Below are 25,645 nucleotides of genomic sequence, written 5' to 3' on the forward strand. Positions count from 1 at the left end.
TCCGCCAGGACCCCTTCCATGCCCGCGTCTCCCACGCCAAAGTCTTCCACGCTCAAAGCCCTGGCCGCAATCAGCGCCCTGACGGCGCTCCTCGGCGCGTGCCAGAACCGTGCTCCGGCGACGACGGGCTCGCTCTATCCCACGGACTACCGGGCACGGCACCCCATCGCCCTCACGGATGCCGGCCGCAGCCTCGACGTGTTCGTCACCGGCACCGGCCACATCGATCCGCGCCAGGCCGCCGACATCGACGCGTTCTTCGTCGACTTCCGGCGCTACGGCCGCGGCACCCTCGTCCTCGACATGCCGCGGGGCGTCGCCCCCGCCATGGGGGCCGCCGTCGAACGCACGGGCGCGGCCATCCGCCGAATGAGCGCCGAGGGCGGCTTGGCCCCCGGACAACTCGTGGTGACGAGTTACGCGGTCGCAACTCCGACCCTCGTCGCCCCCTTGCGCCTCAGCTTCCAGCGGATGGAGGCCAAGGTCGCGGGCCAGTGCGGATTGTGGCCGCAGGATCTCGGGGTCGGCGACGCCGCCTTCAACGGGCGCAACGAGGCCCATTGGAATTTCGGTTGCTCGACGCAGTCGAACATCGCCGCTCAAGTCGCCGATCCCATCGATCTCGTGCGCGGCCGTCCCGAGGGGCGCATCGACACCGTCCGCCGCACCAAGAACATCGAGAAATTGCGGACCGGCAATGATCCGTCAATTCCCTGGCGCCAGGATGGCAAGGCCGACGTGAAATCCCAGGTCTCGCAGTAGCCCCCGGGCGCGGCGCCTGCTCCGGGGTGCCGCGGCCGAAGACGTGCCGATCGACCGAAACCCGCGACTCCCGAATGCGCCCTTCGGGGCAACCTGAACCGGAACCAGAGCCATGGTGGACCCGAACCAGACACCCGAGCGCCTCATCGCCCCGGTGCCGCGGATCACGATCCAGGCCTTTTGCGAGACCCAGGACACGGCCGTCGTGATCGAAGCCGCGAGCTCCGACCGGCGGATGCAGAAGGCTCACGTGAAGGTGCAGATGGGCGGCGGCGCCGCAGCCGTCGAAGCCTATCGCCATGCGCCGACCCCGAACGTCATCGTCATCGAGACGCAAGGGGCCAAATCACGCCCGATCGAATGCCTCGATTCCCTCGCCGAAGTCTGCGACGCCGGCACCAAGGTCATCGTCATCGGCCACGTCAACGACGTGATGCTCTACCGCCAGTTCCTTCAGCGCGGGGTGAGCGAGTACCTCATGGCGCCCGTGGATCCGATCATGCTGATCCAGGCGGTGTCGGACCTGTTCTCGGCCCCGGGCGCCAAACCCGTCGGCCGCACCATCGCGGTGGTGGGTGCCAAGGGCGGCGTCGGCGCGTCCACCCTCGCCCACAACCTCGCCTGGACCATCGCCCGGGAGCAGGACACCGCGACGGTGATCGCCGACCTCGATATCGCCTTCGGCACCGCGAGCCTGAACTTCAACCAGGATCCGCCCCAGGGCATCGCCGAAGCGGTGTTCTCGCCCGAGCGCCTCGACGCGAACCTCCTCGACCGCCTGCTGTCGAAATGCGCCGACAACCTCACCCTTCTCGCCGCGCCCGCGACCCTCGACCGGACCATCGACCTGTCGGAGCAGGCCATGGACGCGGTCATCGACCTCCTGCGCAACACGGTCCCGTGCGTCGTCCTCGACGTGCCGCATGTCTGGACCGCCTGGTCGAAACGGCTCCTCGTCTCGGCCGACGAGATCCTGATCGTGAGCGCACCCGAACTCGCGTCCCTGCGCAACACCAAGAACCTTCTGACCTTGCTCCAGCAGAACCGCCCGAACGACGCCAAGGCGCGCGTCGTCCTCAACGGCGTCGGCATGTCGAAGCGCCCCGAGATCAGCGTCGCCGAGTTCGCCAAGGCCCTCGACGCCCCGATCACCGCGAGCCTGCCCTTCGAGCCCGCCCTGTTCGGAACGGCGGCGAACAACGGCCAGATGATCGCCGAAGTGCAGGCCGGGGCCAAGGTCACGGACGTGTTCTCGGCACTGGCCGCCACCCTCGTGGGGCGTTCCGAGACGCGACGCCCGCGCGCGAACCTTCTCGAGCCGCTCCTGGCGCGGCTGCAGCGCCGCAAGGCGTCGTGATGCGCGATCCGCATCGTCGCCCGGTCCCAGCTCCCTCGACCGGAGACATCCCCCATGTTCGGTAGGCGACACGGCTCGGCGGCCGCTCAGGTCGCCCCCATGCACCTCGCCCCGCGTCCAGTCGCGACCCAGCCGATCCACCAGGAACCGGCGGGGCGCCCGCGCGTCGAGGTGCCGGTGCCCGTCCAGCCCGTGGTCGAGGCGGCAAAATCCGAGGATTACTTCCGCACCAAGAGCATGATCTTCGGCGCGCTGATCGAGGCCATCGATCTGGCTCAGCTCGCTCGCCTCGATGCCGAATCCGCCCGTGAGGAAATCCGCGACATCGTCTCGGAGATCATCGGTCTCAAGAACATCGTCCTGTCGATCAACGAGCAGGAAGACCTGCTCGACGACATCTGCAACGACGTCCTCGGCTACGGTCCGCTCGAGCCGCTTCTGATGCGCGACGACATCGCCGACATCATGGTGAACGGCGCCAACCGGGCCTTCATCGAAGTCGGCGGCAAGATCCAGCTCACGGGCGTGCGGTTCCGCGACAATCAGCAGCTCATGAACATCTGCCAGCGGATCGTCAGCCAGGTCGGCCGACGCGTCGATGAGGCCTCGCCGATCTGCGACGCGCGTCTCCCGGACGGCTCGCGCGTCAATATCATCGCGCCGCCGCTGGCCATCGACGGACCGGTTCTGACCATTCGTAAATTCAAGAAGGACAAGCTCACCCTCGACCAGCTCGTCACCTTCGGGGCGATTTCGCCGGAGGGCGCGCGCATCCTGCAGATCATCGGCCGGGTGCGCTGCAACGTCGTCATCTCGGGCGGCACGGGCTCGGGCAAGACCACCCTGCTGAACTGCCTCACGGCCTACATCGACCACGACGAGCGCATCATCACCTGCGAGGACGCGGCCGAGCTGCAGCTCCAGCAGGCCCACGTGGTGCGCCTCGAGACCCGGCCGGCCAACATGGAGGGCTCGGGCCAGGTCACCATGCGCGATCTCGTGAAGAACTGCCTGCGCATGCGGCCGGAACGGATCATCGTCGGCGAGGTTCGCGGCCCGGAGGCCTTCGATCTGCTCCAGGCCATGAACACCGGCCACGACGGCTCGATGGGCACGCTACACGCCAACTCGCCCCGCGAGGCCCTGAGCCGCCTCGAATCGATGATCACCATGGGCGGGTTCACCCTACCGTCGCGGACCCTGCGCGAGATGATCTGCGGCTCCATCGACATCATCGTTCAGGCCACCCGCCTGCGTGACGGTTCGCGGCGCATCACGCACATCACCGAGGTGATGGGGATGGAGGGCGACGTGATCATCACCCAGGATCTGCTCCTCTACGACATCCTCGGCGAGGATCAGAACGGCAAGCTCATCGGGCGGCATCGCTCCACCGGTATCGGACGGCCGCGTTTCTGGGAACGGGCGCGGTACTACGGCGAGGAGAAGGCCCTGGCTGCGGCCCTCGACGCCGCCGCCGTACTGGAGGAGGGCAGCCTGTGAGGCACCCGTTCTTGAGCGACGGGGTCCGTCGCATCCCCACGGTGACGCCTTGAACGCCAACCTGCCCCTCGCCGCCGGGCTCGCCGCCCTGGCCGCCGGCGCAGTCGCCTGGGTCATGCTGACCCCGCTCATGACGGGCGAGAAGCGCGCGAGCCAGCGCCGCCGGGCGATCAGCGTGGTGACGCCGGGGGCGAGCGCGCGCGCGGTCACCACCAGCCGGCGCGAGCAGGTGGCGAAGAGCCTCAAGGAGATCGAGGCCAAGAAGGCCGGCACCCGCGCCAGCCTGGAGCTCAGAATCGCCCAGGCCGGCCTGACCTGGAGCCGGGAGCAGTACTACGTCGTCTCGGGCGTGCTCGCCTTCCTGTTGGGCCTCGTCGCCTATCTGACCATCAGCAGCATTCCGGCGACCCTCGCGGCGATCTTCGCGGGTGGACTCGGTCTGCCGATGTGGTTTCTCGCCCATTGGCGCAAGCGCAGGGTCGCGCGCTTCATCGCTGAGTTGCCAACCGCCATCGACATCATCACGCGCGGCGTGCGCGCCGGTATTCCCGTGAGCGACTGCTTCCGCATCATCTCGCGCGAGGCCGAGGAGCCGATCCGCTCCGAGTTCCGGATCGTGGTCGAGTCGCAGACCCTCGGCCTGTCCCTGGGCGAAGCCCTGGTGAAGATGCACGAGCGCGTCCCCGTCTCGGACGTGAACTTCTTCGCCATCGTCATCGGGATCCAGGCGAAATCCGGCGGCAACCTTTCGGAGGCCCTGGCCAACCTTTCCCGGGTGCTGCGCGAACGCAAGAAGATGGCCGGCAAGATCCAGGCGATGAGCATGGAGGCCAAGGCGTCGGGCGGCATCATCGCGGCGCTGCCGTTCGTGGTCGCGACCCTGACCTACATCGCCAGCCCGGACTACATCGCCCTGCTGTGGACGACGGATATCGGCAAGATCGGCCTCGTCGCCTCGGCGATCTGGATGTCGCTCGGCATCTTCACCATGAAGAAGATGATCAGCTTCGACTTCTGACGGGAGCGCGACCGCGCGAAAGCCTGAAAACCATGCTGGACGTCCTCGCCCACAAGCTCATCGATCCGCGCTTCCTCGGAATGGCGCTCGCCGGAATCGCGGCGGCAGCCACCGCCTTCGCCCTGCTCCAGCCCCTGATCGAGCCCGATCGCCTGGGCAAGCGCATGAAGATGGTCGGGGAGGAGCGCGACGAGCTGCGCCAGCGCGAGCGCGAACGCCTGTCGAACACCGCCGCCAAGGCGACCCTTCGGGTGGCGCCGAAAGCCTACATGAAGCGCGTGGTCGAGCAGTTCAACCTCAGCCGCTGGCTCGGAACCGAGACGGCGCGACAGCAGCTCCTTATGGCCGGCTACCGCTCCCCAGGCGCCGAGACCGGGTTCCTGTTCTTCCGCATGGTGACGCCCATCGCGATGCTCGTGGCGTCGATCCTCTACCTGTTCGTCCTCAACGTCATCGACCAGCCCGTGGCGATCCGCGCCATGATGGTGATCGCCGCCGTGCTTCTCGGCATCAAGATGCCCGAGCTCTACCTCCACAACGCCACCAAGAAGCGCCAGACCGAGATCCGGAAGGCCTGGCCCGACGCCCTCGACCTCAGCCTGATCTGTGTCGAATCCGGCATGTCGGTCGAGCACGCTTTCCGGCGGGTGAGCACGGAGATCGCGACCCAGTCCATCGTGCTCGCCGAGGAGCTCGCGGTGATGACCGCCGAACTGTCGTTCCTGCCCGACCGGCGCCAAGCCTTCGAGAATCTCGCCAATCGCACGGGCCTCGACCCGGTCAAGGCGGTGACCACCGCCCTCATCCAGGCCGAGCGCTACGGCACGCCCGTCGGCCAGGCCCTGCGTGTGCTCTCCCAGGAGAGCCGCGACACCCGGATGAACGAGGCCGAGAAGAAAGCCGCGGCCCTGCCGCCGAAGCTCACCGTGCCGATGATCCTGTTCTTCCTGCCGGTGCTGTTCGTGGTGATCCTCACCCCGGCGATGATCCAGGTGTTCAAGTAAGCGTCGGACGGGGGGCCGCAGGCGGCCCGTCGCTTCCGGAACGCGATCGCTCGATAGTTCCGTGAGGGCGCCGATCTCAAGTGTCGATCGGTCACCAAATCTCCGGTTCCGATCTGTTACGTGACGAGTCGGACCGGAGGAGTCCACACCCGTTCGTCGAGGTCCGGACAAGCGATGCCCGAGCCGTCGAGGCATCACGGGCAAGAGCCCGCGGCTTTCGTCGTTCTCATCCAGCCGGATCGCGACGTGACCCTATTCGATCCGGCTGGCATCGTCGAAAGGTCCGACCGTCGGGATCCCTCATCGCGTAGGTCGCCGCTCGACGGACGATTTCCGCAAGGACCGCACGTCTCGATCTCCGCCAGTCTCGATCCTGGTTCGGCTCGCGCTTCCTCGAACGAACGCGAGCGTGGGAGCCGGTCCGACCGGCTGCGAGACGGACAATGATGTCATTATCCGCCTTGTCGCACTCATCGACGACGTCATCAGCCGGGGTAGGCTGTGTGGGGGATACACCGAGCCCACGCCGACTTGGCCGTGGGGCATTCGATCGGGGGGAGACAGAGAAACGATTTTTGGTTCAATACTGAGATATTGCAGCAATCGTGAGGGTGATTGCTTTTTCCGACACAGCGTCTTCGGTCAGCCGCAAACACAAACTCATCCTGAAATATCCCATCAATCACCGAACAATGGAGAACGGAGTTCAATTCCGATTTGTTTAACAACTATAGGTTATCGATGGTGGTGCACCACCAGCGAGTAGCGATCGACCCAATGATCAGCAGCAAGCCCGTCCTCGACGATCGTACCGCTCGCCTGCAGCAACATCTGGTTTCCATTTCCGAAGCCATCGTGCGCACTCGCCGGGAAATCGCCGAACTGCAACAGGAGCATGAGGCCGGTCGAGCCTGCGACGAACTGCAAGCCGTGGTTCTCGGCACGGAGCAGGCCACCGACAGCATCCTCACCGCCTCCGAGACCGTGGACGGCCTCGCCCGTGGGATTGCCAGACGGACGCAGGACGTTGCGACCCGGGCGGACGCCGAGGCCATCCAGCGCCAGATGCAGGCCATCTTCGAGGCCTGCAATTTTCAGGATCTCACGGGGCAGCGGATCTCGAAGGTCGTTCGCACCATCGCCTATGTCGAGGAGCGGGTCGGTGAGATGCTGCGCCTCTGGACGGGTCAAGCCGGGACAACGGGGTCGGCCAGACCGGCAGCCCGCAAGGCGGTCGGCGCTAGGCCGGACGAAGAACAATCGCTGCTGAACGGTCCCGCACTGCCCGGCACGGCTGCCGTCAGCCAGGACGCCGTCGACGCGATGTTCCCGTAAGACCACCACACGAGGACTTGCCGATGGGCCGGATGCCGCAGATCGCCGGCATGACAACGCGGATCGCTCCCGCGATTGCGCGGGTGGTCAAGCCGGTGGCAGCATCCGTCGCACCCGGTTTCCGGTCCGCCCGGGTCTGGATCGGGCTCGGAATCCTGGCACCTCTCGGCATGCTCGGCGTCTGCGTCGTGATGCTGATGGAACTTCGTCAGGACGCTTGGGACAAGGCGGAGCAAACCTCCCGAAACCTGCTGCAGGTGATCGAGCGCGACATCGATCGCAACATCGAGATCATCGACTTGGCGTTGCTCGGCATCGTCGACAATCTCAAGCTGCCGGGCTTGAGCGAGATTGCGCCGCAGTTCCGCCAACGCATCCTGTTCGACCGCGCCGTCAATGCCAAGGACCTCGGCGTGATGCTGGTGCTCGACGAGAACGGCGATGTGGCCTTCGACGCCGCGAGTTGGCCAGTGCGCCGCCTCAACAGCGCCGAACGCCCCTACTTCCAGGCCCACAAGGCCAACCCCCACCTGGGCCTCCAGATCAGCCGGCCGCTGATCTCACAGCTCAGCGGCACACCGATCGTCGTGCTCAGCCGGCGGATCGACAAGGCCGACGGCTCCTTCGGCGGCGTCGTGCTCGGCAGCCTGTCGCTGCACTACTTCAACCGCCTGTTCGACCGGATCAAACTCGGACGGGCAGGGACGATCAACCTATTCCTGCACGACGGCACGCGCCTCGTGCGCCATCCCGAGCCCAATTCGGTGCTCGCCCCGAACTTCGCGGATTCGCCGAACGTCCAACGCTTCCTGCGCGAGATTCGCGGAAGCTTCGTCGGCATCACTCCGAGCGACGGGCTCGAGCGATTGTACACCTTCACGCAGGTGGCCGACTTACCGCTGATCCTGAACGTCGCCCTCCACACGCAGGAAATAGAGGGCGAGTGGCGGGCGAAGGCTCTTGTGATCGGCGCCCTCGTACTGGTCCTGTGCGGCCTCACGGTCGGGCTGTCGCTCCTGGTCGGATGGGAACTCAGGCGCCGCGCTGCCGCGGAAGCCGAGTTGGCCTGCCTTTCCCGCACCGATGCGCTCACGGCGCTGCACAACCGGCGCAGCTTCGAGGAGTCGTCGGAACGGATCTGGGACGAGGCGCGCCGTCGCGGCGGCGCTGTGGCCTTGCTCGCCATCGATGCCGATCACTTCAAGCGCTACAACGACCGTTACGGGCACGCCGTCGGCGATCGAGTTCTGCAGGCGCTCGCCCGCGCCCTGGAGCGGAGCGCACGTCGCCCGAACGATCTCGTCGCCCGCGTCGGTGGCGAGGAATTCTCCATACTCCTGGCGGACATCGAACCGGAGGGAGCCGCCTGGATCGCCGACCGGGTACACGCGGCAGTCGGCGAGCTCGTCGTCTGGGCTGATGGCGTCGATGTCGGACCGGTCACCGTGAGCATCGGCCTCGCCTTCAGCCTGCCATGGAAGGGCGGTACGCCCGAAGACCTGTTCGGTCTGGCCGACGCAGCCCTTTACGAAGCGAAGGCGAACGGCCGCAACCGGACCTGCTACACGGTGATGGGCATCAAGAGCAGGCATGCGGCCTAGGCCGAACAAAGCGTACCCGCCTGTTACCCGGTCGCACATAAGATCAGTAGCCACCGAAAAACGACCGGACTAGCTATAGCCCCAGCCCGTCTCGATACTTGAGACGCAGCGTGCGAGAGCGAAAATTGCTCTCGCCAGACAAGCGCGGAGTGCATCTGTGGCCTTGTACTATTTCGACATTCACGATGGCACATCACATTTCGATGCGGTCGGCATCGAGTGCTCCGGCCTCGACGAGGTGAAATCGCAAGCGATGCGAGTCCTGCCCGAAATCGCGCGCGAGCAGGCCTGCAACAGCAATGATCGGCTCGCCTATACGATTCTGGTGAGTGATGAGGATCACAAGGCCGTCTATTCGGCGACCCTGGTGCTTGTCGGACAGTGGTTGATCCACTGACGTTCGTGCTGAACGGGGGCGATATCGCTTGGTCCGGCTGCGGAACGGTTCGAGCCGGCAGGGTGCCTTTGGGGGGAAGTACTACGGCAGTCCATGTCGTGATCGGCAACAGCTGTTCTCGGGCTATATGTGGAACACAACGCGCGTTCCGCCCAGTATGAGTGGCATGCCGAGCGTCGAACCTATCGGAAGCCCATCACATGCCCGCGCTTCCTTTGCCGAGGCGACGCGCATGACGATGGCGAGTGCCGGGGCGCCCGCCCTGAAGACCAATGTCCAGGCCTCGCATCGTCAACGCCTTACATCGCATGGATCTCCCGGGGACGACCGAACGAGTCGACGCGCAGACAACGTATGGGACACACACCGAACCCGGGACGTACAGTCAATGCCGGAATCCGCAATGGCATGAGACGTTTAGGGACCGAGCCGTCCAGCGGGAAAACCTCGATTGAAACGCGTGTCGCCACCGCGATGGCGGCTTTCCAGCACAACGGCTTTTCCCGCTGATGCCACCGCCTGCATCCACTTCGCCGAGGCCATGCACCTGCGGGGTGGGCGCGGGATCGACCGCCCGATCAGTCGGTGAACCCGCCGGCGATGGGCGCGAACGCCCGCACCAGCACGGGGTCCAGGCGCCCGTCCATCTCCGTCAGGATCGCGTAGGCCTTTGCCGCCGGCATCGGCGGCTTGTAGGACCGCCGCTCGATCAGCGCCGCGTAGATGTCGCAGACCGTGATCAGGCGCACCAGGTCGGGGATCTCCGCATCCTTCAGCCCGTCCGGGTAGCCCGACCCGTCCAGCAATTCGTGATGTGAGCGCACCACGCTCAACATCTCCGCTTCGAACCCCTCCCCGGCAAGCATGGCGTGCCCCTGCCCGGGGTGGAGCCGCATCACCGCCAACTCGGCGTCGTCGAGGCGGCCGGGCTTGTTCAGGATCGCGGGTGGCACATGGATCTTGCCGACATCGTGCACGAGTGCGGCCTTGGTCAGGCGGTGCCGCTCGTGGGCGCCGAAGCCGAGATGCGTGGCGAAGGCCGCCGCGACGCCGGCAACCAGCAGGCAGTGCTGGTGGGTGGCGTCGTCGAAGCGATGCATCGCCCCGATCCAGTCCCGGATGCCGGTTTCCCCGATCGCGCGCGCAACGAGCTCCGTGCCGTTGTCGATCAGGGTCGGCGTGATCGGGCGATCGGCGACGAACACGTCGGTGTAGAACGCGCTGACCCGTGCCGCCTGTGCGGCGATATGCGGAGCGAGCGGCGTCGGCGGCGCTTCCGCCACCCCGAGGGCGGCGCGGATGCGCTGCACGTCGACGGGGGCCGGCAGGATGTGCGTGGACCCCAACTCGACGGCCTGGAGGCGGGTACGGCGGCTTTCGTGTGTCTGGACGACGATCAACGGCCCTTTGATCCGCGAGAGGGCGCGCAGGGCGCGCAGGCGGATCATGGCGCCTTCATCGAGATCGACGACGTCGCAGATCAACGTCGCATACGGCTCAGCCGGAGCCGGATCGGCGTAGAGATCGTGCATCCGGCAGGCCAAAGCCGGCGCGAGCTGGGGGATCAGCGCGGCGTTGCGGCCCGGATCGTCCGTGACCCAGAGGACGCGCTTCGCGCGGTCGGCCGGCGCCGTGCCGATGGCCTCAACCACGACGCAGACCGCGCCGGGTTCCCAAGGACTGATGCGGCGCCCGGTCGGCGGCCTCGGCCTGCTGCTGCGGCGTCAGCGGCTTCGGGGGCAACTTGGCGAGTTGGAGGATCCGCACGCCCGCAAGGCTTCCGGCGCGCCACGCGAGGTTGACCGAGCAGACGTAATCCATGCCGATGATCTTCAGCATGAAATCGTTCGGAAGCTCGATGTGCGCCGGCACGCCGATCTTGGCGCCCGTGCTTGAAACATCCTTCACCGTACAGGGCGTCTCGGCCCCATCGGGGGTCCGAATGAGGCCAATCCAGTTCGTTGTGTTCCGGGGCGCCCGCTGGCGCTCGATCGATCTGTTGGGATTTTCGGGCAACGATCTGCTTCCGACACCAAGTTTCAGACTGGATAGCCATCGCAGAATATGTACACCCCGATTCGTTACTCAATATTTATGCAGTAACGGTCGTCACTTCAGTCCCAGGTATACCCTTGCCAGTCGGCAATCTCAGATTGATTCGCCCAAGGCTCATCTGGGCCGAGGCTTCCTGCCCAACCGACCGCAACCGGGAGTCCAGCCAGATCGGCCCACGCTTCGCTGCGCCTGCAGATGCGCTGTGGCGCCCAGGGGCTAGCCCACATCCCACCGCCGTTGGATCGTGCCGAGCGTAGCCAAGCTTTCGCACCGAGACGGGCCGCAAAGCTCAGGGATGCCGAAGACCGGCGGGCTCGCTTGACCGACCTACTCTCGATCGTGCGATGAACTGGATGGGCAATCCGGAAAATCGGAACGCTCAGACAATAGACAATAGCGCGCCATCCGCTGCCAGCGGAGGTTAAGTGCGCCGAACCTCCCGTCGGACGGGACCGACGGGATCGGTCGGGCGTCAAAGGTCGGGTTATGACAGGCAGCAACATCACGGTCGGGTCGGCCCGCCTCCGGGCGCGCGATCTCCTGCTGGCCTCGACAGCCCTTGTCGGGTTTAGCGTTCAGCCGTGCCAGACCCCGACGGTGCCGCCCGTGGCCGCGACGCTCCTGCGCGAGCGGATCGCCCGCTGGCTGGCCCTCGCCGTCGAGACTCCGGCCGCCCTCGTCGCCCGGCTGAACCCCCTGCGCATCCGGAAGGTGCGCCCGGCGGCGCGGATCGGGCGGCGGCAATTGCGGGAGACCCTACGGGCGGTTGCGGTGTTGGCCGTCCGGGCGCGTGGCGTGCTCGCCCGTTCCGGGCTGGTGGTCCGCGTCCCTCGCCGTCGGGACCGGCATGACCCACGCGCAATCGTCGATTTGGAAAGGGCACAGGCGCCACCACGACGACCGGCGATTACAGCCCCGGAACCAATCGGAATAACGGGACGGCTCCGATCGAAGCGGGCCGGTCTGCCGTTTTCACCGACACGGGCGCCACCGCCATCAACGTACCGGTCGGCCCGATCACGCCGGATAGCTGGACTTTCAGCACCGTTGCTCAGAGCTAGACGATTACCGGCGGAGGCGTGAATTTCGGCGTTGCCGGCCTCGTCAACATCGCCACGAGCGGGGCCATCTGCATCGCCAACGCCATTGGTGTCCAGCCAAACGGCATAGTTGTTTAGGATCGCGTTGACGATCTTGCCCGCCGTTTCCGCCGCCTCGACTGCATTAAGGAAGCGGATAAACTCCTGCGGTGGCGCTTGTAGTCGTGGGTGCGGGTCGTCGGCTTGCCCGGCTTCATCGGCAACGGGTCCTGCGGGCGGGCGGGTCGACGTAGAGCCCAACGACGTCACGCAACTTGGCGGCGAAGGCCGGATCGGTGGAGAGCTTGAACTACCGGACCCGATGCGGCTGCAGACCGTGCCCGCTCCAGCATCCGCTGCACCGACGAAACGCTGATGGCCGCGACCTTGCTCATGGCAGCGGATCGCCTTGCGTCAGAGCCACCACGCGCGCCGCCACCTCCGGCCCCAGCGGCGGGATGCGCGTCGACCGCGTCTTATCCCGCAACCGCCCCCCCGAACGGACTGAACCGTCAGGGCTCAACCACCAGGACAGGCTGACGCGCGCGGTCTTCGGGTACGCGGCGACGCGGGCTCTACGGTCGATCGTCAAAGGCCGAACCGAGCGCTTGCCTTCTCCCTCGAGCCCGAATGCCTCGATCGAGCGGCGCGATCAGCGTCGCTGCCGCGAAGCTCCCGTGGCCGCCCGGCTCACGGCCCGCCGCAGGATTCGCGACAGATCCTCCACCGAATAGGGCTTCTTCAAGAACGGGAAGCCGTGTGTGCCCTCCTCGGCCAGGACATGGCTGTAGCCAGACGCGAGCACCACCGGCATTCCCGGATGGCGATGCCGGATCTCGCGGGCCATATCGATGCCGTTCATCCCCGGCATCACGACATCGGAAAAGATCACGTCGAAGCCCGGGGGGGCCTGCAGCATCTCCAGGGCCTTCTCGGCGTTCATCGCCCAGGCGGTCTCGTAGCCGAGTTCGCGCAAGGCCTGGGTAGCGAAAGCGCCGACCTCCTCGTTGTCCTCGACCACGAGAACCCGCGTCCCATGGCCGTCGGCGAGGGGCTCGGGCTCGTCGTCCGTCTCTTCGGCCATGTGCCGCCCCATCGCGCGGGGCAGGTAGAGGGTGAAGGTGGTGCCGCTACCGGGCGCGCTTTCGACCAGAACTTCGCCACCCGACTGCTTGGCGAAACCGAACACCTGGGACAAGCCGAGACCTGTGCCCTGGCCGACGCCCTTGGTGGTGAAGAACGGCTCGAAGATCCGGTCGAGGTCGCCCTCAGCGATTCCGGTTCCCGTGTCGCGGACCGACACCGCGACGAAGTCGCCCGGGATGCGCGGGTGAGCCCGGACCGCCGGAATGCCGGAGGCGCGCCGCACGCCGATATCGAGGCGACCCTCGCCGCCCATGGCATCGCGTGCATTGATGGCCATGTTGACCAGGGCCGTATCGAACTGGCTCGGGTCGGCATCGATGAGGTGGGGGACGTCCTCGCCCTCGGCGTTCCGGACCGGGGTGACGTCGGTGACGACCCGGATGCGCGCACCCGTCAGGGTTCCGACCATGTCGGCGACGGAAGCGACGCTGCGGCCGACGTCGAACACCTCCGGCGTCAGGGCCTGACGCCGCGCGAAGGCGAGGAGCTGGCCCGTGAGCTTGGCGGCGCGCGTGACCGTGTCGGAGATGGCTCCGATGTAGCGCTGCCGGCGTTCCTCGGACAGGTCCGGACGCTTCAGGAGGTCGGTCGAGGACCGGATCACCGTCAGCAGATTGTTGAAGTCGTGCGCGACGCCGCCCGTGAGCTGACCCACGGCCTCCAGCTTCTGGGACTGACGGAGCTGCTCTTCCAGGGCGCGACGCTCGGTGACGTCGCGGCCGGCTGCATAGAAGTGATCGCCTTGGGGGATCGCGTTCCACGACACCCAGCGATAGCTGCCATCCGCCGCCCGGATCCGCACATCGAGATTGTCGAGAACCTCGCCGGCGCGAAGCTGCCCGAAGGCCGTTGCGGCCGCCTCCTTGTCGTCGGGGTAGACGTAGTCGTCGAAGGACGTATCCACGAGGTCACCCTCGGACCAGCCGAGCATCTCGGTCCAGGCCGGATTGACCGCACGGTAGATGCCATCGAAACCGCAGACCACGAGCAGATCGCGGCTGGCACGCCACACGAGATCGCGTTCCGTGGTCCGTTCGCGGGCGGTATCCCGCAGGACGCCCTCCGCGAGGCGGCGGTCGGTGACGTCGTTGAACAGCAAGGCGAGCCGGTGCTGGACAGGCTCGCCGATGCGCAGGGCCTGCACCTCGAACCAGCGCCCCAGCGCCACGACCCCGCTCTCGAACCGGACGGCCTGCCCCGATAGGGCAACGGCCCCGTAGGTGTCGAGCCAGGTCCGTTCGAGGTCCGGCACCACCTCGCTCACCCACTTGCCCACCACGTCGTCGAGCCCGGTATGACGGGCGAAAGCGGGGTTCGCCTCGACGAAGCGGTAATCGATGGCCTTTCCCTCCGCGTCGAAACGCATCTCGATCACGCAGAAGCCGGCGTCGAGGGCGTTGAACAGGGTCCGGTAGCGCGCCTCGCTCTCGGCGAGCATGCCCTCTTCGGTCCGGAACCGGGTGACATCGAGCTGGCTGGCGAAGAAGTACCGTAGCTGGCCTTCCGGGGTGAAGACCGGGCTGACGTAGAGTTCGTTGCGGAACGTCGAACCGTCACGGCGGTAATTCAGGATCTCGACCACCACATCGCGGCGGGCCGAGATGGCGTCGCGAACGCGCGCGATATCGGCCGGATCGGTGTCCGGTCCCTGCAGGAACCTGCAGTTGCGGCCGATCAATTCCTCGGCCGAGTAGCCGCACAGATCCTGGAACGCCCGATTGGCGAACACGATGGGATTGTCGGGCTGGTTGGGGTCGGTGACGATCTGGGGCATGCGGGTCTTCTCCGCAGCCGTGAACAGGAGGTCGACATCCGCCGCGGACGTCTGCTGACCGCTCTCCGGTCGACGCACATGCGAGATGTTCCGCTCGCGCAGCCGCGCGATCTCAGCCTGGAGTTCGCGGTTCTCGGTGCGTAGGCGCTCGTTCTCGATGTCCATGCCGTCCGCTTCCGTGGGAACAGCGCCGCAACCGCCACGCCCAAACGCAACGGCCGAGAGCGAGAGAGGGTCCGCCTCCGCGCACCCCAGCCGCGCCCGGCCAGTGAGAATCGAGGGAAGTTCGCGAAGCGACGGCTTAGAGGCCTCACAAAACTCCCGATCACCGCCAGCGCTCGCTCTGTGCGCCCCGGTGCAGCGGGAGTTTCGCGAGAGACATTTAGACGATCTCCCCGCTGGCCGATACCGGCACGGGCGAGCCCTGAACGGTCATGGACGTTCCCCGGCAGTCCGTTCCGCCGACGCCCGCGGGGTGACGGATCGTCCCGGGCGCACCGCCGCCGCTCGCACCAGTCCGCCCGCGGGACGCGCCCGCACAGCCGGTGACCGGCGGGACGTCGCTCCTGGGTTTCGCTTCGGTGCTCACTTTGCTGGATCTGCGGACGGGCACCTCCGGACAAGCGCCACGGGTCCCCGCCGATGCATCGTTTCCGTCTTCCGTCTTGACGATCCGGGGGCCTGAGACCGATCGGGAGTGGTTTGCTCATCGCGAGGCGACACGGCGGAGAATGCGAAGTCAGGCGCCGCGCAGGGCCGGGATCGCCGAGCGGAGACGGGAATAGCCGCGCGTGGATTTCGGCCACGCCGCATCGTCCCAGGCCCGCCGCACGCGCAAGCACCCATCCGGCATCGCCGTCGCCGATGGTCCGACCGGAGCCCAGGCCGTCACCACCGGCAGGCCGTCCGCCCACCCGTTCCCGACCGGGGCCCCCGGGCACGCGAAACGCGCCGTCGCCCGGGCCAAAGCATCCGCCATCGCGGCCTCGTCCGCGGCCTTGACACGATCGGACGCACCCTGGGCATGAACGATCAGACCTCCGATCCGGACGATCTTCGTCCCGCGGAGCGGTAGGCTCTCCGGGTGGAGATCGTCGAGGTGCAGGAGCAGCGCGACATCGCCTTCCGGCATCGGATCTGCCTGCGGCAACGCCACCTCCCGCGGCGGCATCGGCTCGTCGAGGGCGTCCGGGTATTCGTCGAGACCGACGGGGTCGAAGCGTCCCTCCGTGTAGCGCCGGATGTTCTCCGCACGGGCGACGTAGTGCTTGCCGCGGGTATGCAGGCCAGCGACCCAGCGCCAGGACAGCGTGTTGCTGGCCGGATCGCCATCGACGAGGTGTCGCATGAAGAATGCGGCCCCGAGCGCCCAGGGCAGGCGCAGGGTGAAGATCCAGATCGAGGCGAACCACATTCGGGCGTGATTGTGCAGCCAGCCGGTCTCGACAAGTTCGCGCGCCCAATCATCGAACCCGTCGATGCCGGCTCGGCCCTCAATGGCCGATTCGTGGATGCGGCGCAGTCCGGGTTCGGCGGCGAGCAGGTCATGCCCATGTCCGACCTCGGCGAGGAAGTCCGTCCAGGCCGCCGGGTGGGTCTCCAGATGTCCCTTGAAGTAGGTTCGCCAGAAGACCTCGGAGACGAACTTCTCCGCTCCGCCATCGCCGAACGCCCGATCCGCGGCGGCCACGACTTCCGCCTCCGTGATCAGGCGCCGGCGCAGATAGGGCGAGAGCATCGATGTGCTCGGCCCGTTGCCCAGCCCCCGGTCGGTGTTGCGGTCCGCAGAGTATGCGGCGCCGGGGCCTTCGAGGAAATCGGAGAGGCGCTCGAGCCCGGCGGCCCGGGTCATGGTGAAGGTACGATGCATCGGTTCGATCTAGGGTCGTCGAGGGCAGCGCCGATGCGACTCAATTCCCGGGAGCGTCCTTGCTCATCGGCCGGGTTCCGCGCTCGTTCGATTGCCTGCCCGAGGCGCGCAATCCGGAGCCCGTCCGAGTCTGTAAGCTCATTCTACCGCGGCACCGGATCTCCCTCGTCGCAGGTGCGCCGCACTCCGGATCGTCAAGCCCTGCGCAGGCGCAGGCCGAACATCCGGAGGGTCGCGAGGAGGATCAGTCCATAGACGATGGCTCCTGCGGTGCCGAGCGCACCGAGGACTACGATTTCGCGCAGATGCGGCAGAGCCGGCACCACACCCTCGACCACCGACAGTCCATAGCGGGCGACAACGGCCAGAGCGGCGCACGCGATGGTGACGCCGACGAGGGTAATGCCGAGCCCCCGGCTCGGTGCCATCCAGCCGCGCCGCCAAGCGAGCACCACCAGAATCGCAAGATTGACCCACTGCCCGATGGCGGTGGCGAGCGCCAGACCGGTGACGCCGTAAGGGCCCGTGAGCACGACCTTGAAACCGACATTGATCGCGATGGCCGAGAGCGAGGCGATGAGGGGCGTCATCGTGTCCTGGCGGGCGTAGAAACTCGGCAGGGCGCTGCGCAGGAGCACCACGGCGGGGAGCGCCAGCCCATAGGCGGCGAGCACCGAGGCGGCGCGTGCCGCATCCTCGGCACCGAACGCGCCACGCTGGAACAGGGCCACCATGATCAGACCCGGCAAGGTCAGGAACGCGATGGTGAAGGGAGCCGATAGGGCGAGCGAGAAACCAGCCGCCCGGTTCTGCGCCGCATGCGCGCCCGCCGCGTCACCGGCGGCGATTCGCCGGCTCATCTCCGGCAGCAGCACGGTGCCGGCCGCGATGGCGATGACCCCGAAGGGCAGCTGGTAGAGACGGTCGGCATACCAGAGCGCCGAGACTGCACCGGTGGGGAGGAAGCTCGCGATGATGGTGTCCGCAAAGGACGCGATCTGGAACCCGGCCGAACCGATCACTGCCGGACCCAGGACCTTGAAAAACCGCGTCATGGTGGGGTCGCGCAGGCTCGGTGGCACGAGGGAGGGCGCGATGCCGGAGCGTCGGCATGCCCACCACAGCAGGGCGAACTGCAGCACGCCGGAGACCGACACGCCCCAGGCGGCGGCGTAGGCCGCGTTCGGGAACAGGAACGCCAGACTGAACGCCACCAACATCGACAGGTTGAGCAGCACCGGCGCGCCCGCCGCCACCGCAAAGCGCCGCTGCGCATTGAGCAGGCCGGAGAACAGCGTCACCAGGGTCATGAACAGCAGGTAGGGGAACGTGATCCGTGTGAGCGAGACGGCCAGGGCGAAGCGTTCGGGATCCTCGGAGAATCCCGGTGCCAGGGCCCTGACCACCCACGGCATCGCCGGCATCGCGAGGGCCAGGAACACGACCTGGACGAGCAGCATCAGGGTGAAGATGCGGTCGGCGAAGCGCCGGGCCGCCCCCGCCTCGGCGGCCTCGGACAGGCCGGCGTAGGTCGGCACGAAGGCGGTGTTGAACGCACCCTCGCCGAAGATCGCACGGAAGTGGTTCGGCAGCCGGAACGCCACCACGAACGCGTCGGCGATGGGACCCGCTCCAAGGATCGCCGCCATCACCACGTCGCGGGCGAACCCGGTGACCCGTGACACCAGCGTCCAGCCGCCGACGGAGAGGATGGAGCGGATCATGGAGACAATCGGGGAGACGAGAAAGGATGTTGCTCTTCGGGGCGCCCGGCCCCTCTTGTGGAGGCGGGCTGCCTTCGTGGGGAATGGCCGCGTGTCGAGGCGCGAACCGAAAGGGACGCCACGAGCCTCGATGGCTCGCGGCGCGCAGTCAAGAAAAGATCAGGCGATGGCCTCGCCGTACATCTTCTCCACGTGCTCCCAGTTCACCAGATTCTCGATGAACGCCTTGAGGTAGTCGGGCCGGCGGTTGCGATAGTCGATGTAGTAGGAATGCTCCCAGACATCGACGCCGAGGATCGGCTTCGCGCCGTGCACCAGGGGGTTCTCGCCGTTGGGGGTCTTCTGGATCTCGAGCTTGCCGTCCTTGACCGCGAGCCAGGCCCAGCCCGAGCCGAACTGACCGATCCCGGCCTGGATGAAGTCAGCCTTGAACTTCTCGAAGCCGCCGAGATCCTCGTCGATCTTCTTTGCAAGGGCACCCGGCACGGCACCGCCGCCATTGGGCTTCATCCACTGCCAGAAGTGGATGTGGTTGTAGTGCTGACCGGCGTTGTTGAACAGCGGCTGGTTGTTGCCGTAGGCGGAGGTCAGAACCTCCTCGACGCTCTTGCCTTCCAGACCCGTACCTTCGAGCAGCTTGTTGCCCGTGTCGACATAGGCCTTGTGGTGCTTGTCGTGGTGGAACTCGAGGGTTTCCTTCGACATGTAGGGGCCGAGCGCGTCATAGGCGTAAGGCAGTTCGGGCAGGGTGAAGGTCATCGGCAAATCTCCGGGTCGTGACGTCAGGGAATGCGAAGGCAGGCAGGACGATCCGCCGGCCATCCGCAGACCCAACGCGCCGATACCTAAGTGGATGCCGACACGGCGGCAACGCCCGAGCGGCCCATGGCCTGTGTCCGGGGTTTCGATTTTGCAAAAGGCCGGCAGGGCCTTACTGTGCGCGCCGCACTCCGGGTGCGGGCGTTTTTCGAGAGTTCCATGATCATTGCGCTGTTCGCGCTTGCCGTCCTGATGATCGTCGGTGGTGTTGCATCGGTCGTTCAGGGGTTTCCCTTCGTGCGCCTTGAGAGCGGTATGGCGATGACCGTCGCCGGCGCGACCACCGCGTCTGCGGGGGCGGTGGTTCTGGGCCTCGCCACGGTGGCGAGCCACCTGCGCGGCCTCGGGCGGCGCCTGGGCGAGGTGCGGGCCGCGACGCCCCCGGTCGAGAGTCTCGCGGCACGCCCACCCGAGCCCGAGGTCTCCGAACCGGCGTTTGCCATGCCGGCCCTCGGCGAAAAGCCGATGCGCCAGCGTCCGAGCCTCGGTGGCCCCGAAAGCCGCGAATTCGGCATGGGCGGCATGGCCATGGGTGGATTGGGGCTCGGGGCCGTCGGCCTCGGAGCCCAGGCACTCGCTGCCGCCGAACCGGACCAGGCGAAATTCGGCGCGGGCCCCCATGGTCGCGGGCCGGAGCCGACCTTCGTTCTCCCGCCCGACATCGACCTTCCTGCCCCTCCGCCCCCAGAGACCGTGGAGCCGCTGCTACCCGATCTCCTGCCGCCGCTGGACGCGCAGGCGCCGAGCGCCGAGGTGCGGCCCCTCGCTCCCGAGCCAACGTTTGCCGAGACTTCTTCTGCCGAGATCTCGCCTGCCGAGCCCCGCTCTGACGAACCCGAATCGGTCGCGGCGCAGGCCGCTCCGCCGGAGGATCGTCGCGCCATGGCCCTGTTCGACACCGGCACCGACGCCCCGGGGGAGCCGGTCCGTCTGTATCCGACCCTGGATACGATGGCCGACATCACCCCCGAGCCCGCGCCGGTGCCCGAAACGCCCGCCGTCGAGGACAAACCGGAGATCGTCGGAACCTATGCGTCCGGCGGCAACACCTACGTGATGTACGCCAACGGTTCCATCGAAGCGGAGACGCCGCGTGGACGCTTCAGCTTCGATTCCCTCGACGAGCTGAAGGCCTTCGTGGAAGCCGGCGGCGAAACCGATGCGCGGGGGGCCGCCTGAGGCGCCTCCTCGTCTCCCCCTTAGCCGCGGGGGTCCAGAACCGTGCTGCGTGCCGGCAACGGCGCCAGCATCCGGAGATGAAAACCGTCCGGCGGATAGTCAATCGTCACGTCCGCCCGGACCTGGGCCGTGAGTACGCGCTGGAGCAGGCGTGAACCGAACCCCTGGCGCGTCGGCGCGCGCACCGTCGGACCGCCGCTCTCGCGCCACTCGAAGCGCAGGGTCCCGGCCGGGCCGTCCGGCACCAGATCCCAAGTGATCACCACGCGTCCATCCGGGGTCGAGAGCGCTCCGTATTTCGCCGCGTTCGTGGTGAGTTCGTGGATCGCCATGCCGATGGGGACGGCGAGTTCGGACGTGAGATCCACGGCCGGACCTTTCAGGTGAATCCGGGCATCCCCGGCCCCGTCCATGTCACCGTCGGCGTAGGGTCGCAACTCGTTGGCGAGCAGGGTGCGCAGGGACGCGGTCTGCCACGTGTCCTCGGTGAGCACCGAATGGGTGTGGGCGAGGGACATGATCCGCCCGACGAAGGCCTCGTAGAAGCTCTCGATGCTGGAGGCCGTGCGGGCCGTCGAGCCGACGATGGCCTGCACGGTCGCGAGGGTGTTCTTCACCCGATGATGCAGTTCGCGGATGAGGAGGGTCTGGCGCTCCTCGGCCATGCGCCGCTCGGTGACGTCCGCCACGACCCCGATGAGCCGGCGCGGCAGCCGGTGGGGGGCATCGCGCTCGAAGCGCCCGGCGAGATCGATGATCCGCCACGCTCCGTCGCTGCGGCGCCGAATCCGCCCCGTGGCCTTGAGCACGGCATCGCCGCGCAGGGCGTTCGTGATCGCGGAGCGGAAGGCCGCCCGATCGTCGGGGTGGAGGATGTGCTCCAAGAACTCGCGCTTGCCCACGGCGCCATCTTCGACGCTGCGCCCGAAGATCGCGAACATGCGCTCGTTCTCCCAGACCGCCTGATCGTCGAGCATGTGCCACTCGAAGATCCCGAGGGCGGCGAGCGACGTGGCGATGCGCAGGCGTTGCTCCCCCGCGCGCAGGGCCGTGCGGGCGACGACCTGTGCGGTGATGTCCTGCACGACACCGACGATGCCGGCGGATACACCGTCATTCCGGCTCGCCTCGCCCCGCAAGCCGAGATGGATCTCGGTTCCGTCGTCGGCCCGGCGCAACCGGCATTGCAGGGCGAAGGGCCCACCCTCCGCCAGGGCGGATCGCACTTGGGTCTCGATCCGCCCCACCTCCTCCGCGTCCAGGCGGCCGCGCAGGGTCGCCCAGGAAAACCGGACGCCTGGCCGGTCGCCGAGGATGAAGGCCGCGCGTCGCGACAGCGAGATGAGGCCGGTCGCCGTATCGAAGCGCCATTCGCCGACGCCGGCCGCAGTGAGGGCTGCCTGATTCTCGACGGCCGGCACCAGGTCGTCGGCGTCCACCGCATCGACCACGACCACTTGGACGCCATTCGTAGGGGGCGAGGACCGGACATGGACATCGAGGATGCCGCCATCGGCGCGATGCCAGCGCCGGATACCGTTCGGGACGGGCAGGGCGGTTTCACCGAGGCGGGTGAGTTCCACCCCCGTGAGCCCCCCGTCGGGGTAGTCCAAGAGATGGCAGAGATGGGGGTTGGCCGTGCGAATACGGCCATCGCCAAGGCCGATGACGAGCAGGCCGATGACGGCCCCAGTGAACGCCACGTCGGCGGGATCGTTCGCGCGCGGTGGAAGCGCCGCCGTCCCGTTGTGATCCGCAACGTCGCTCAAACCGCAACCTCGCTCAACGGCACCCCGCCGCATGCAAGCTTCCCAGAACTTCGGGAAGACCTTCGCCGATCTTGGGAAACCGACGCGCCGAGCGCATGCAAAGCCTTCGGGCGACGGAAGGCAAGAGGGGTTGTGCCCCCGCAATGGGGCCCTTCCCCTGTATAGGGGGGTTCCACCCCTGCAAGAAGGGCTCTGCCCCGGAAACCAGAAGGGCTCTGCCCCGGAAAAGGAATCCCCGTCGGAAAGCCCCTCAATCCGCCGAGGCGCGCCGGAATTCCAGATAGGTGGGCGCACGCCCGGCGATCAGGGCCTTCGCTTCGTAGCGCGTTCCCGGCCAATCGGACCACGCCACGCGCCAATCGTCCGCGCGCACAGCGGTCCAAGTGAGCGCGGGGCAGCGAGCGGCACGCACGAGGGTCCAGCCGGCATAATCGTCGATGTCGCTGGCAAAGCGGAACACGCCGCCGGGTTTCAGGACACGCGCGATCTCACGCAAGGACTCATCCGAGACGAACCGGCGCTTGCGCTGTCGGCGCTTGGGCCAAGGATCGGGATAGAGCAGGTAGACCCGCGCCAGGGCACCGTCGGGGATCGCCGCCAGCAACGCAGTGGCGTCTTCGTCCCACACCCGAACGTTCGAGAGGCACCCGTCGTCGACGGCGCGCAGGAGCTTGACCACGCCGTTGACGAAGGGCTCGGCGCCGATCAAGCCGATGCGCGGATTGGCCGTGGCCTGGGCCGCGAGATGCTCGCCGCCGCCGAAGCCGATCTCGAGCCAGACCTCGTCCACCGGGACCGGGAACAGGCCGATCGGATCGAGGCGTTCGCCCTGTGCCGGCAGAACGACCCGCAGGCTCGGAAGCAATTCTTCCAGGCGCTGCTCCTGGACAGCGCGCAGGCGCTTGCCCTTGCGGCGTCCGAAGAAGGCACGGTCCGCGCCCTCGACGACATCCCCGCCCACGATGGGCGGGAGTTCATCCCGCCCCATGGTCATGGGATCAGGACAGAGCCGACTTGAGGCTGTCGGCGAGATCGACGCGCTCCCACGAGAAGCCGCCATCCGCCTCTGGGGCCCGGCCGAAGTGGCCGTAGGCCGAGGTGCGGGCGTAGATCGCCTTGTTGAGACCGAGCTTCGTCCGGATGCCGCGGGGCGACAGATCGAAGGCGTTCATGAGAACGTCTTCCAGCTTGGCCTCGTCGACCTGACCGGTCCCGTGGAGATCGACGTAGATCGACAGCGGCTTGGCCACGCCGATGGCGTAGGCGAGCTGGATGGTGGCGCGGGTCGCGAGCCCTGCCGCGACGACGTTCTTGGCGAGATAGCGTGCGGCGTAGGCCGCCGAGCGGTCGACCTTCGTCGGATCCTTGCCCGAGAAAGCGCCGCCACCGTGCGGAGCCGCACCGCCGTAGGTGTCGACGATGATCTTGCGGCCGGTGAGGCCAGCGTCGCCGTCGGGGCCGCCGATGACGAACTTGCCCGTGGGGTTCACGTGCCAGACCGTCTCCTCGGAGACCCAATCCTTCGGAAGGGCGGCGAGGATGTAGGGCTCGACGATGGCGCGCACGTCGGCCGAATCCAGGGATTCGTCGATATGCTGGGTCGAGAGGACGATCTGCGTCACGCCGACGGGGCGTCCGTTCTCGTAGCGCACGGTGACCTGGCTCTTGGCATCGGGACCGAGCTTGGCCGCATCGCCCTGCTTACCCTTGCGGGCGTCGGCCAGGTCCTTGAGGATCTTGTGGGCGTAGTAGATCGGTGCCGGCATCAGTTCGGGCGTCTCGTCGGACGCGTAGCCGAACATGATACCCTGGTCGCCCGCGCCCTCGTCCTTGTTGCCGGACGAATCGACGCCCTGGGCGATGTCGGCCGACTGGGCGTGGAGATGGATGGCGATGTCGTTGTTCTTCCAGTGGAAGCCCGACTGCTCGTAGCCGATGTCCTTCACGGCCTCACGGGTGAGGTGCTCGAGGTGCTCGAAGGTCACGGAATCCGGACCGCGCACCTCGCCGGCGATGACGATGCGATTGGTGGTCGCCAGGGTCTCGACGCCGAGACGGGCCTCAGGCATCGCCGCCATGTAGGCGTCCACGACCGTATCGGAGATCCGGTCGCAGACCTTGTCCGGATGACCTTCCGAGACGGACTCGCTCGTGAACAGATAATTGGAACGTGCCATGGACAGCATACCCGGTTTTCGGGTGCGCCTCGTGCGATGCGTCTACCCCGGCCTACGGAAGGCCGGGGTTCTCGCACCGCCCATGGGGACGGTCAAGCCGAAAAACCGGACGCGTTCTTTAAAAAGAACAAAAGTGAGCTTTGATCAGGCCTTGAGTTTGGCATGGAGCGCCTGCACAGCCGCCGCCAATTCCTGACGCCGCTCATCGGAGAAGTGCTCCGACACGTGGCGGGCCACCGCGTCCGCGAGGCCCTGCCAACTGTCGCCTGGAATGTAAGGTTGCTGTGGCGGCTCCGAGAACCCGACGGCAGCCTCCTCGTCCGTGTGAACGAGGTCCTCGAAGAAGTACGTGACCGGCACCCCGGTCATCCGGCTGAAGCTCTCGAGGTGGAGCGCGCTGATCCGGTTGGTGCCCTTCTCGTACTTCTGAAGCTGCGCGGCCGACATGCCGAAGCGCTCGGCCACCCGCTTCTGGGTCAACGACGCCTTCTTGCGTTGCTCGGCGATGCGCCGACCCACATGCACGTCCCGCGCGTCGGTCTTCTGGCCAGCCATTCTGCTCGTTCCGTAACGCGGCCTTCCACCGGATCTCGGAGGAAAAGCTCGGCCATCCCCCGCCGCAACGGGTAAGGGCCACGCGATCCCGCAAGTATGCGGCACGGGCTTCAGTGAATGGTGGCGTCCCCGGCAGGGCTCGAACCTGCGACCCCAGGTTTCATACCACTTCGGCTTCCGCCGCCGCCCCCTTGCGGGCACGTTCGTGGCCTGGACTATCCCTCCACCATGGGCTTCCGAGGAAGCCGTTAGGTGCCGCCCGTCTAGTCTCTACACCTTCCCGTCGCACGCCTCGCGGAGAACGATGGGCTTGGCTCGGGATCGGCGGGGCCCGCTGTGACACGGACCCTCGGGCTTTCCCCGAATTTGAGCGGATCCGCCGCGCGGTTTCCCCTCGCGGCGCCCAATTTGTGTCTAGGAAACCTGTGCTCTGTCCAGCTGAGCTACGGAGACTCACCGGCGTCTTCGTAACACCAACCCCGGATCAGGCCAACCGGGCTGCGCCGCTCCTGTTGCGGGGC

At 67.1% G+C, this 25,645-nt stretch carries 19 protein-coding genes and 1 pseudogene; 9 read left to right on the top strand and 11 right to left on the bottom strand.

Annotation, left to right across the window (positions count from 1 at the left end; genetic code table 11):
• The first annotated feature begins 18 nt into the window (after positions 1 to 18).
• The 8 genes from ASF52_RS07675 to ASF52_RS07710 all read left to right on the top strand — a co-directional run bounded on the left by ASF52_RS07675 (position 19) and on the right by ASF52_RS07710 (position 8,977).
• Complete coding sequence (locus tag ASF52_RS07675) at positions 19 to 762, top strand: CpaD family pilus assembly protein (protein WP_056170146.1); 744 nt, start codon at positions 19 to 21, stop codon at positions 760 to 762.
• A gap of 112 nt (positions 763 to 874) precedes the next feature.
• Positions 875 to 2,119 (top strand): AAA family ATPase, encoded by a 1,245-nt coding sequence (locus ASF52_RS07680; RefSeq protein WP_056170149.1) that lies wholly within the window; start codon positions 875 to 877, stop codon positions 2,117 to 2,119.
• Between the two features lie 54 nt (positions 2,120 to 2,173).
• Positions 2,174 to 3,622 carry a CpaF family protein gene (locus ASF52_RS07685; RefSeq protein ID WP_056170152.1) on the top strand — a complete coding sequence of 483 codons (1,449 nt, stop codon included), beginning with the start codon at positions 2,174 to 2,176 and terminating at the stop codon, positions 3,620 to 3,622.
• 49 nt (positions 3,623 to 3,671) lie between these two features.
• The gene (locus ASF52_RS07690; RefSeq protein WP_056170153.1) at positions 3,672 to 4,640 is read left to right on the top strand and encodes a type II secretion system F family protein; all 969 of its coding nucleotides are present in this window, start codon (positions 3,672 to 3,674) and stop codon (positions 4,638 to 4,640) included.
• Positions 4,641 to 4,672: 32 nt separating this feature from the next.
• Positions 4,673 to 5,644 carry a type II secretion system F family protein gene (locus tag ASF52_RS07695; RefSeq protein ID WP_056170156.1) on the top strand — a complete coding sequence of 324 codons (972 nt, stop codon included), beginning with the start codon at positions 4,673 to 4,675 and terminating at the stop codon, positions 5,642 to 5,644.
• A 741-nt stretch (positions 5,645 to 6,385) separates the two neighbouring features.
• A complete protein-coding gene (locus ASF52_RS07700) occupies positions 6,386 to 6,979 on the top strand; it encodes a protein phosphatase CheZ (RefSeq protein ID WP_244473739.1) in 594 nt (197 codons plus the stop codon).
• 32 nt (positions 6,980 to 7,011) lie between these two features.
• Complete coding sequence (locus ASF52_RS07705; RefSeq protein WP_244473740.1) at positions 7,012 to 8,580, top strand: GGDEF domain-containing protein; 1,569 nt, start codon at positions 7,012 to 7,014, stop codon at positions 8,578 to 8,580.
• A 157-nt stretch (positions 8,581 to 8,737) separates the two neighbouring features.
• A complete protein-coding gene (locus ASF52_RS07710; protein WP_056170163.1) occupies positions 8,738 to 8,977 on the top strand; it encodes a DUF6894 family protein in 240 nt (79 codons plus the stop codon).
• A gap of 578 nt (positions 8,978 to 9,555) precedes the next feature.
• Here the strand turns inward: ASF52_RS07710 and ASF52_RS07715 are convergent.
• From ASF52_RS07715 to ASF52_RS07740, 7 genes and pseudogenes are all read right to left on the bottom strand, one after another.
• On the bottom strand, positions 9,556 to 10,629 hold the full coding sequence (locus tag ASF52_RS07715) for an HD-GYP domain-containing protein (RefSeq protein ID WP_244473741.1): 1,074 nt from the start codon (positions 10,627 to 10,629) through the stop codon (positions 9,556 to 9,558).
• Positions 10,622 to 10,885 carry a hypothetical protein gene (locus ASF52_RS07720; RefSeq protein WP_056170165.1) on the bottom strand — a complete coding sequence of 88 codons (264 nt, stop codon included), beginning with the start codon at positions 10,883 to 10,885 and terminating at the stop codon, positions 10,622 to 10,624. The genes ASF52_RS07715 and ASF52_RS07720 overlap by 8 nt, the downstream gene beginning before the upstream one ends.
• A 1,310-nt stretch (positions 10,886 to 12,195) precedes the next feature.
• Positions 12,196 to 12,509 (bottom strand): annotated as a pseudogene (locus ASF52_RS23160) (IS630 family transposase); the annotation flags it as partial.
• 254 nt (positions 12,510 to 12,763) lie between these two features.
• Positions 12,764 to 15,196 carry a hybrid sensor histidine kinase/response regulator gene (locus tag ASF52_RS07725; protein WP_056170169.1) on the bottom strand — a complete coding sequence of 811 codons (2,433 nt, stop codon included), beginning with the start codon at positions 15,194 to 15,196 and terminating at the stop codon, positions 12,764 to 12,766.
• 574 nt (positions 15,197 to 15,770) lie between these two features.
• Positions 15,771 to 16,901 carry an FAD-binding domain-containing protein gene (locus ASF52_RS07730; protein WP_244473742.1) on the bottom strand — a complete coding sequence of 377 codons (1,131 nt, stop codon included), beginning with the start codon at positions 16,899 to 16,901 and terminating at the stop codon, positions 15,771 to 15,773.
• Between the two features lie 194 nt (positions 16,902 to 17,095).
• Positions 17,096 to 18,625: a murein biosynthesis integral membrane protein MurJ gene (murJ, locus tag ASF52_RS07735; RefSeq protein ID WP_056170172.1), complete on the bottom strand. Its 1,530-nt coding sequence runs from the start codon at positions 18,623 to 18,625 to the stop codon at positions 17,096 to 17,098.
• Positions 18,626 to 18,784: 159 nt separating this feature from the next.
• Entirely contained in the window at positions 18,785 to 19,384 is a 600-nt protein-coding gene (locus tag ASF52_RS07740) for a superoxide dismutase (RefSeq protein WP_056170175.1), read from the bottom strand.
• Positions 19,385 to 19,603: 219 nt separating this feature from the next.
• Between ASF52_RS07740 and ASF52_RS07745 the strand changes: the two genes are divergently transcribed.
• Complete coding sequence (locus ASF52_RS07745) at positions 19,604 to 20,623, top strand: hypothetical protein (protein ID WP_056170178.1); 1,020 nt, start codon at positions 19,604 to 19,606, stop codon at positions 20,621 to 20,623.
• A 20-nt stretch (positions 20,624 to 20,643) separates the two neighbouring features.
• Here ASF52_RS07745 and ASF52_RS07750 read toward each other — a convergent pair whose 3' ends face one another.
• The 4 genes from ASF52_RS07750 to ASF52_RS07765 all read right to left on the bottom strand — a co-directional run bounded on the left by ASF52_RS07750 (position 20,644) and on the right by ASF52_RS07765 (position 25,124).
• Positions 20,644 to 22,425, bottom strand: a complete 1,782-nt coding sequence (locus ASF52_RS07750; protein WP_082515229.1) for an HWE histidine kinase domain-containing protein — start codon at positions 22,423 to 22,425, stop codon at positions 20,644 to 20,646.
• Between the two features lie 217 nt (positions 22,426 to 22,642).
• Positions 22,643 to 23,386 (bottom strand): tRNA (guanine(46)-N(7))-methyltransferase TrmB, encoded by a 744-nt coding sequence (gene trmB / locus ASF52_RS07755; protein ID WP_082515230.1) that lies wholly within the window; start codon positions 23,384 to 23,386, stop codon positions 22,643 to 22,645.
• Between the two features lie 4 nt (positions 23,387 to 23,390).
• Complete coding sequence (gene metK / locus ASF52_RS07760) at positions 23,391 to 24,569, bottom strand: methionine adenosyltransferase (RefSeq protein WP_056170702.1); 1,179 nt, start codon at positions 24,567 to 24,569, stop codon at positions 23,391 to 23,393.
• A gap of 144 nt (positions 24,570 to 24,713) precedes the next feature.
• Positions 24,714 to 25,124: a helix-turn-helix domain-containing protein gene (locus ASF52_RS07765; RefSeq protein ID WP_056170185.1), complete on the bottom strand. Its 411-nt coding sequence runs from the start codon at positions 25,122 to 25,124 to the stop codon at positions 24,714 to 24,716.
• Between the last annotated feature and the right edge of the window lie 521 nt (positions 25,125 to 25,645).

Source organism: Methylobacterium sp. Leaf112, assembly GCF_001423295.1.
Lineage (GTDB): Bacteria > Pseudomonadota > Alphaproteobacteria > Rhizobiales > Beijerinckiaceae > Methylobacterium.

Bases quoted from the DNA above. Each gene is read 5' to 3' on its own strand.
- ASF52_RS07675 (WP_056170146.1), top strand. From the start codon at position 19: ATGCCCGCGTCTCCCACGCCAAAGTCTTCCACGCTCAAAGCCCTGGCC.
- ASF52_RS07680 (WP_056170149.1), top strand. From the start codon at position 875: ATGGTGGACCCGAACCAGACACCCGAGCGCCTCATCGCCCCGGTGCCG.
- ASF52_RS07685 (WP_056170152.1), top strand. From the start codon at position 2,174: ATGTTCGGTAGGCGACACGGCTCGGCGGCCGCTCAGGTCGCCCCCATG.
- ASF52_RS07695 (WP_056170156.1), top strand. From the start codon at position 4,673: ATGCTGGACGTCCTCGCCCACAAGCTCATCGATCCGCGCTTCCTCGGA.
- ASF52_RS07700 (WP_244473739.1), top strand. From the start codon at position 6,386: ATGGTGGTGCACCACCAGCGAGTAGCGATCGACCCAATGATCAGCAGC.
- ASF52_RS07705 (WP_244473740.1), top strand. From the start codon at position 7,012: ATGCCGCAGATCGCCGGCATGACAACGCGGATCGCTCCCGCGATTGCG.
- ASF52_RS07725 (WP_056170169.1), bottom strand. From the start codon at position 15,196: ATGGACATCGAGAACGAGCGCCTACGCACCGAGAACCGCGAACTCCAG.
- ASF52_RS07730 (WP_244473742.1), bottom strand. From the start codon at position 16,901: ATGCATCGTACCTTCACCATGACCCGGGCCGCCGGGCTCGAGCGCCTC.
- murJ (WP_056170172.1), bottom strand. From the start codon at position 18,625: ATGATCCGCTCCATCCTCTCCGTCGGCGGCTGGACGCTGGTGTCACGG.
- ASF52_RS07740 (WP_056170175.1), bottom strand. From the start codon at position 19,384: ATGACCTTCACCCTGCCCGAACTGCCTTACGCCTATGACGCGCTCGGC.
- ASF52_RS07745 (WP_056170178.1), top strand. From the start codon at position 19,604: ATGATCATTGCGCTGTTCGCGCTTGCCGTCCTGATGATCGTCGGTGGT.
- ASF52_RS07750 (WP_082515229.1), bottom strand. From the start codon at position 22,425: ATGCGGCGGGGTGCCGTTGAGCGAGGTTGCGGTTTGAGCGACGTTGCG.
- trmB (WP_082515230.1), bottom strand. From the start codon at position 23,386: ATGACCATGGGGCGGGATGAACTCCCGCCCATCGTGGGCGGGGATGTC.
- metK (WP_056170702.1), bottom strand. From the start codon at position 24,569: ATGGCACGTTCCAATTATCTGTTCACGAGCGAGTCCGTCTCGGAAGGT.
- ASF52_RS07765 (WP_056170185.1), bottom strand. From the start codon at position 25,124: ATGGCTGGCCAGAAGACCGACGCGCGGGACGTGCATGTGGGTCGGCGC.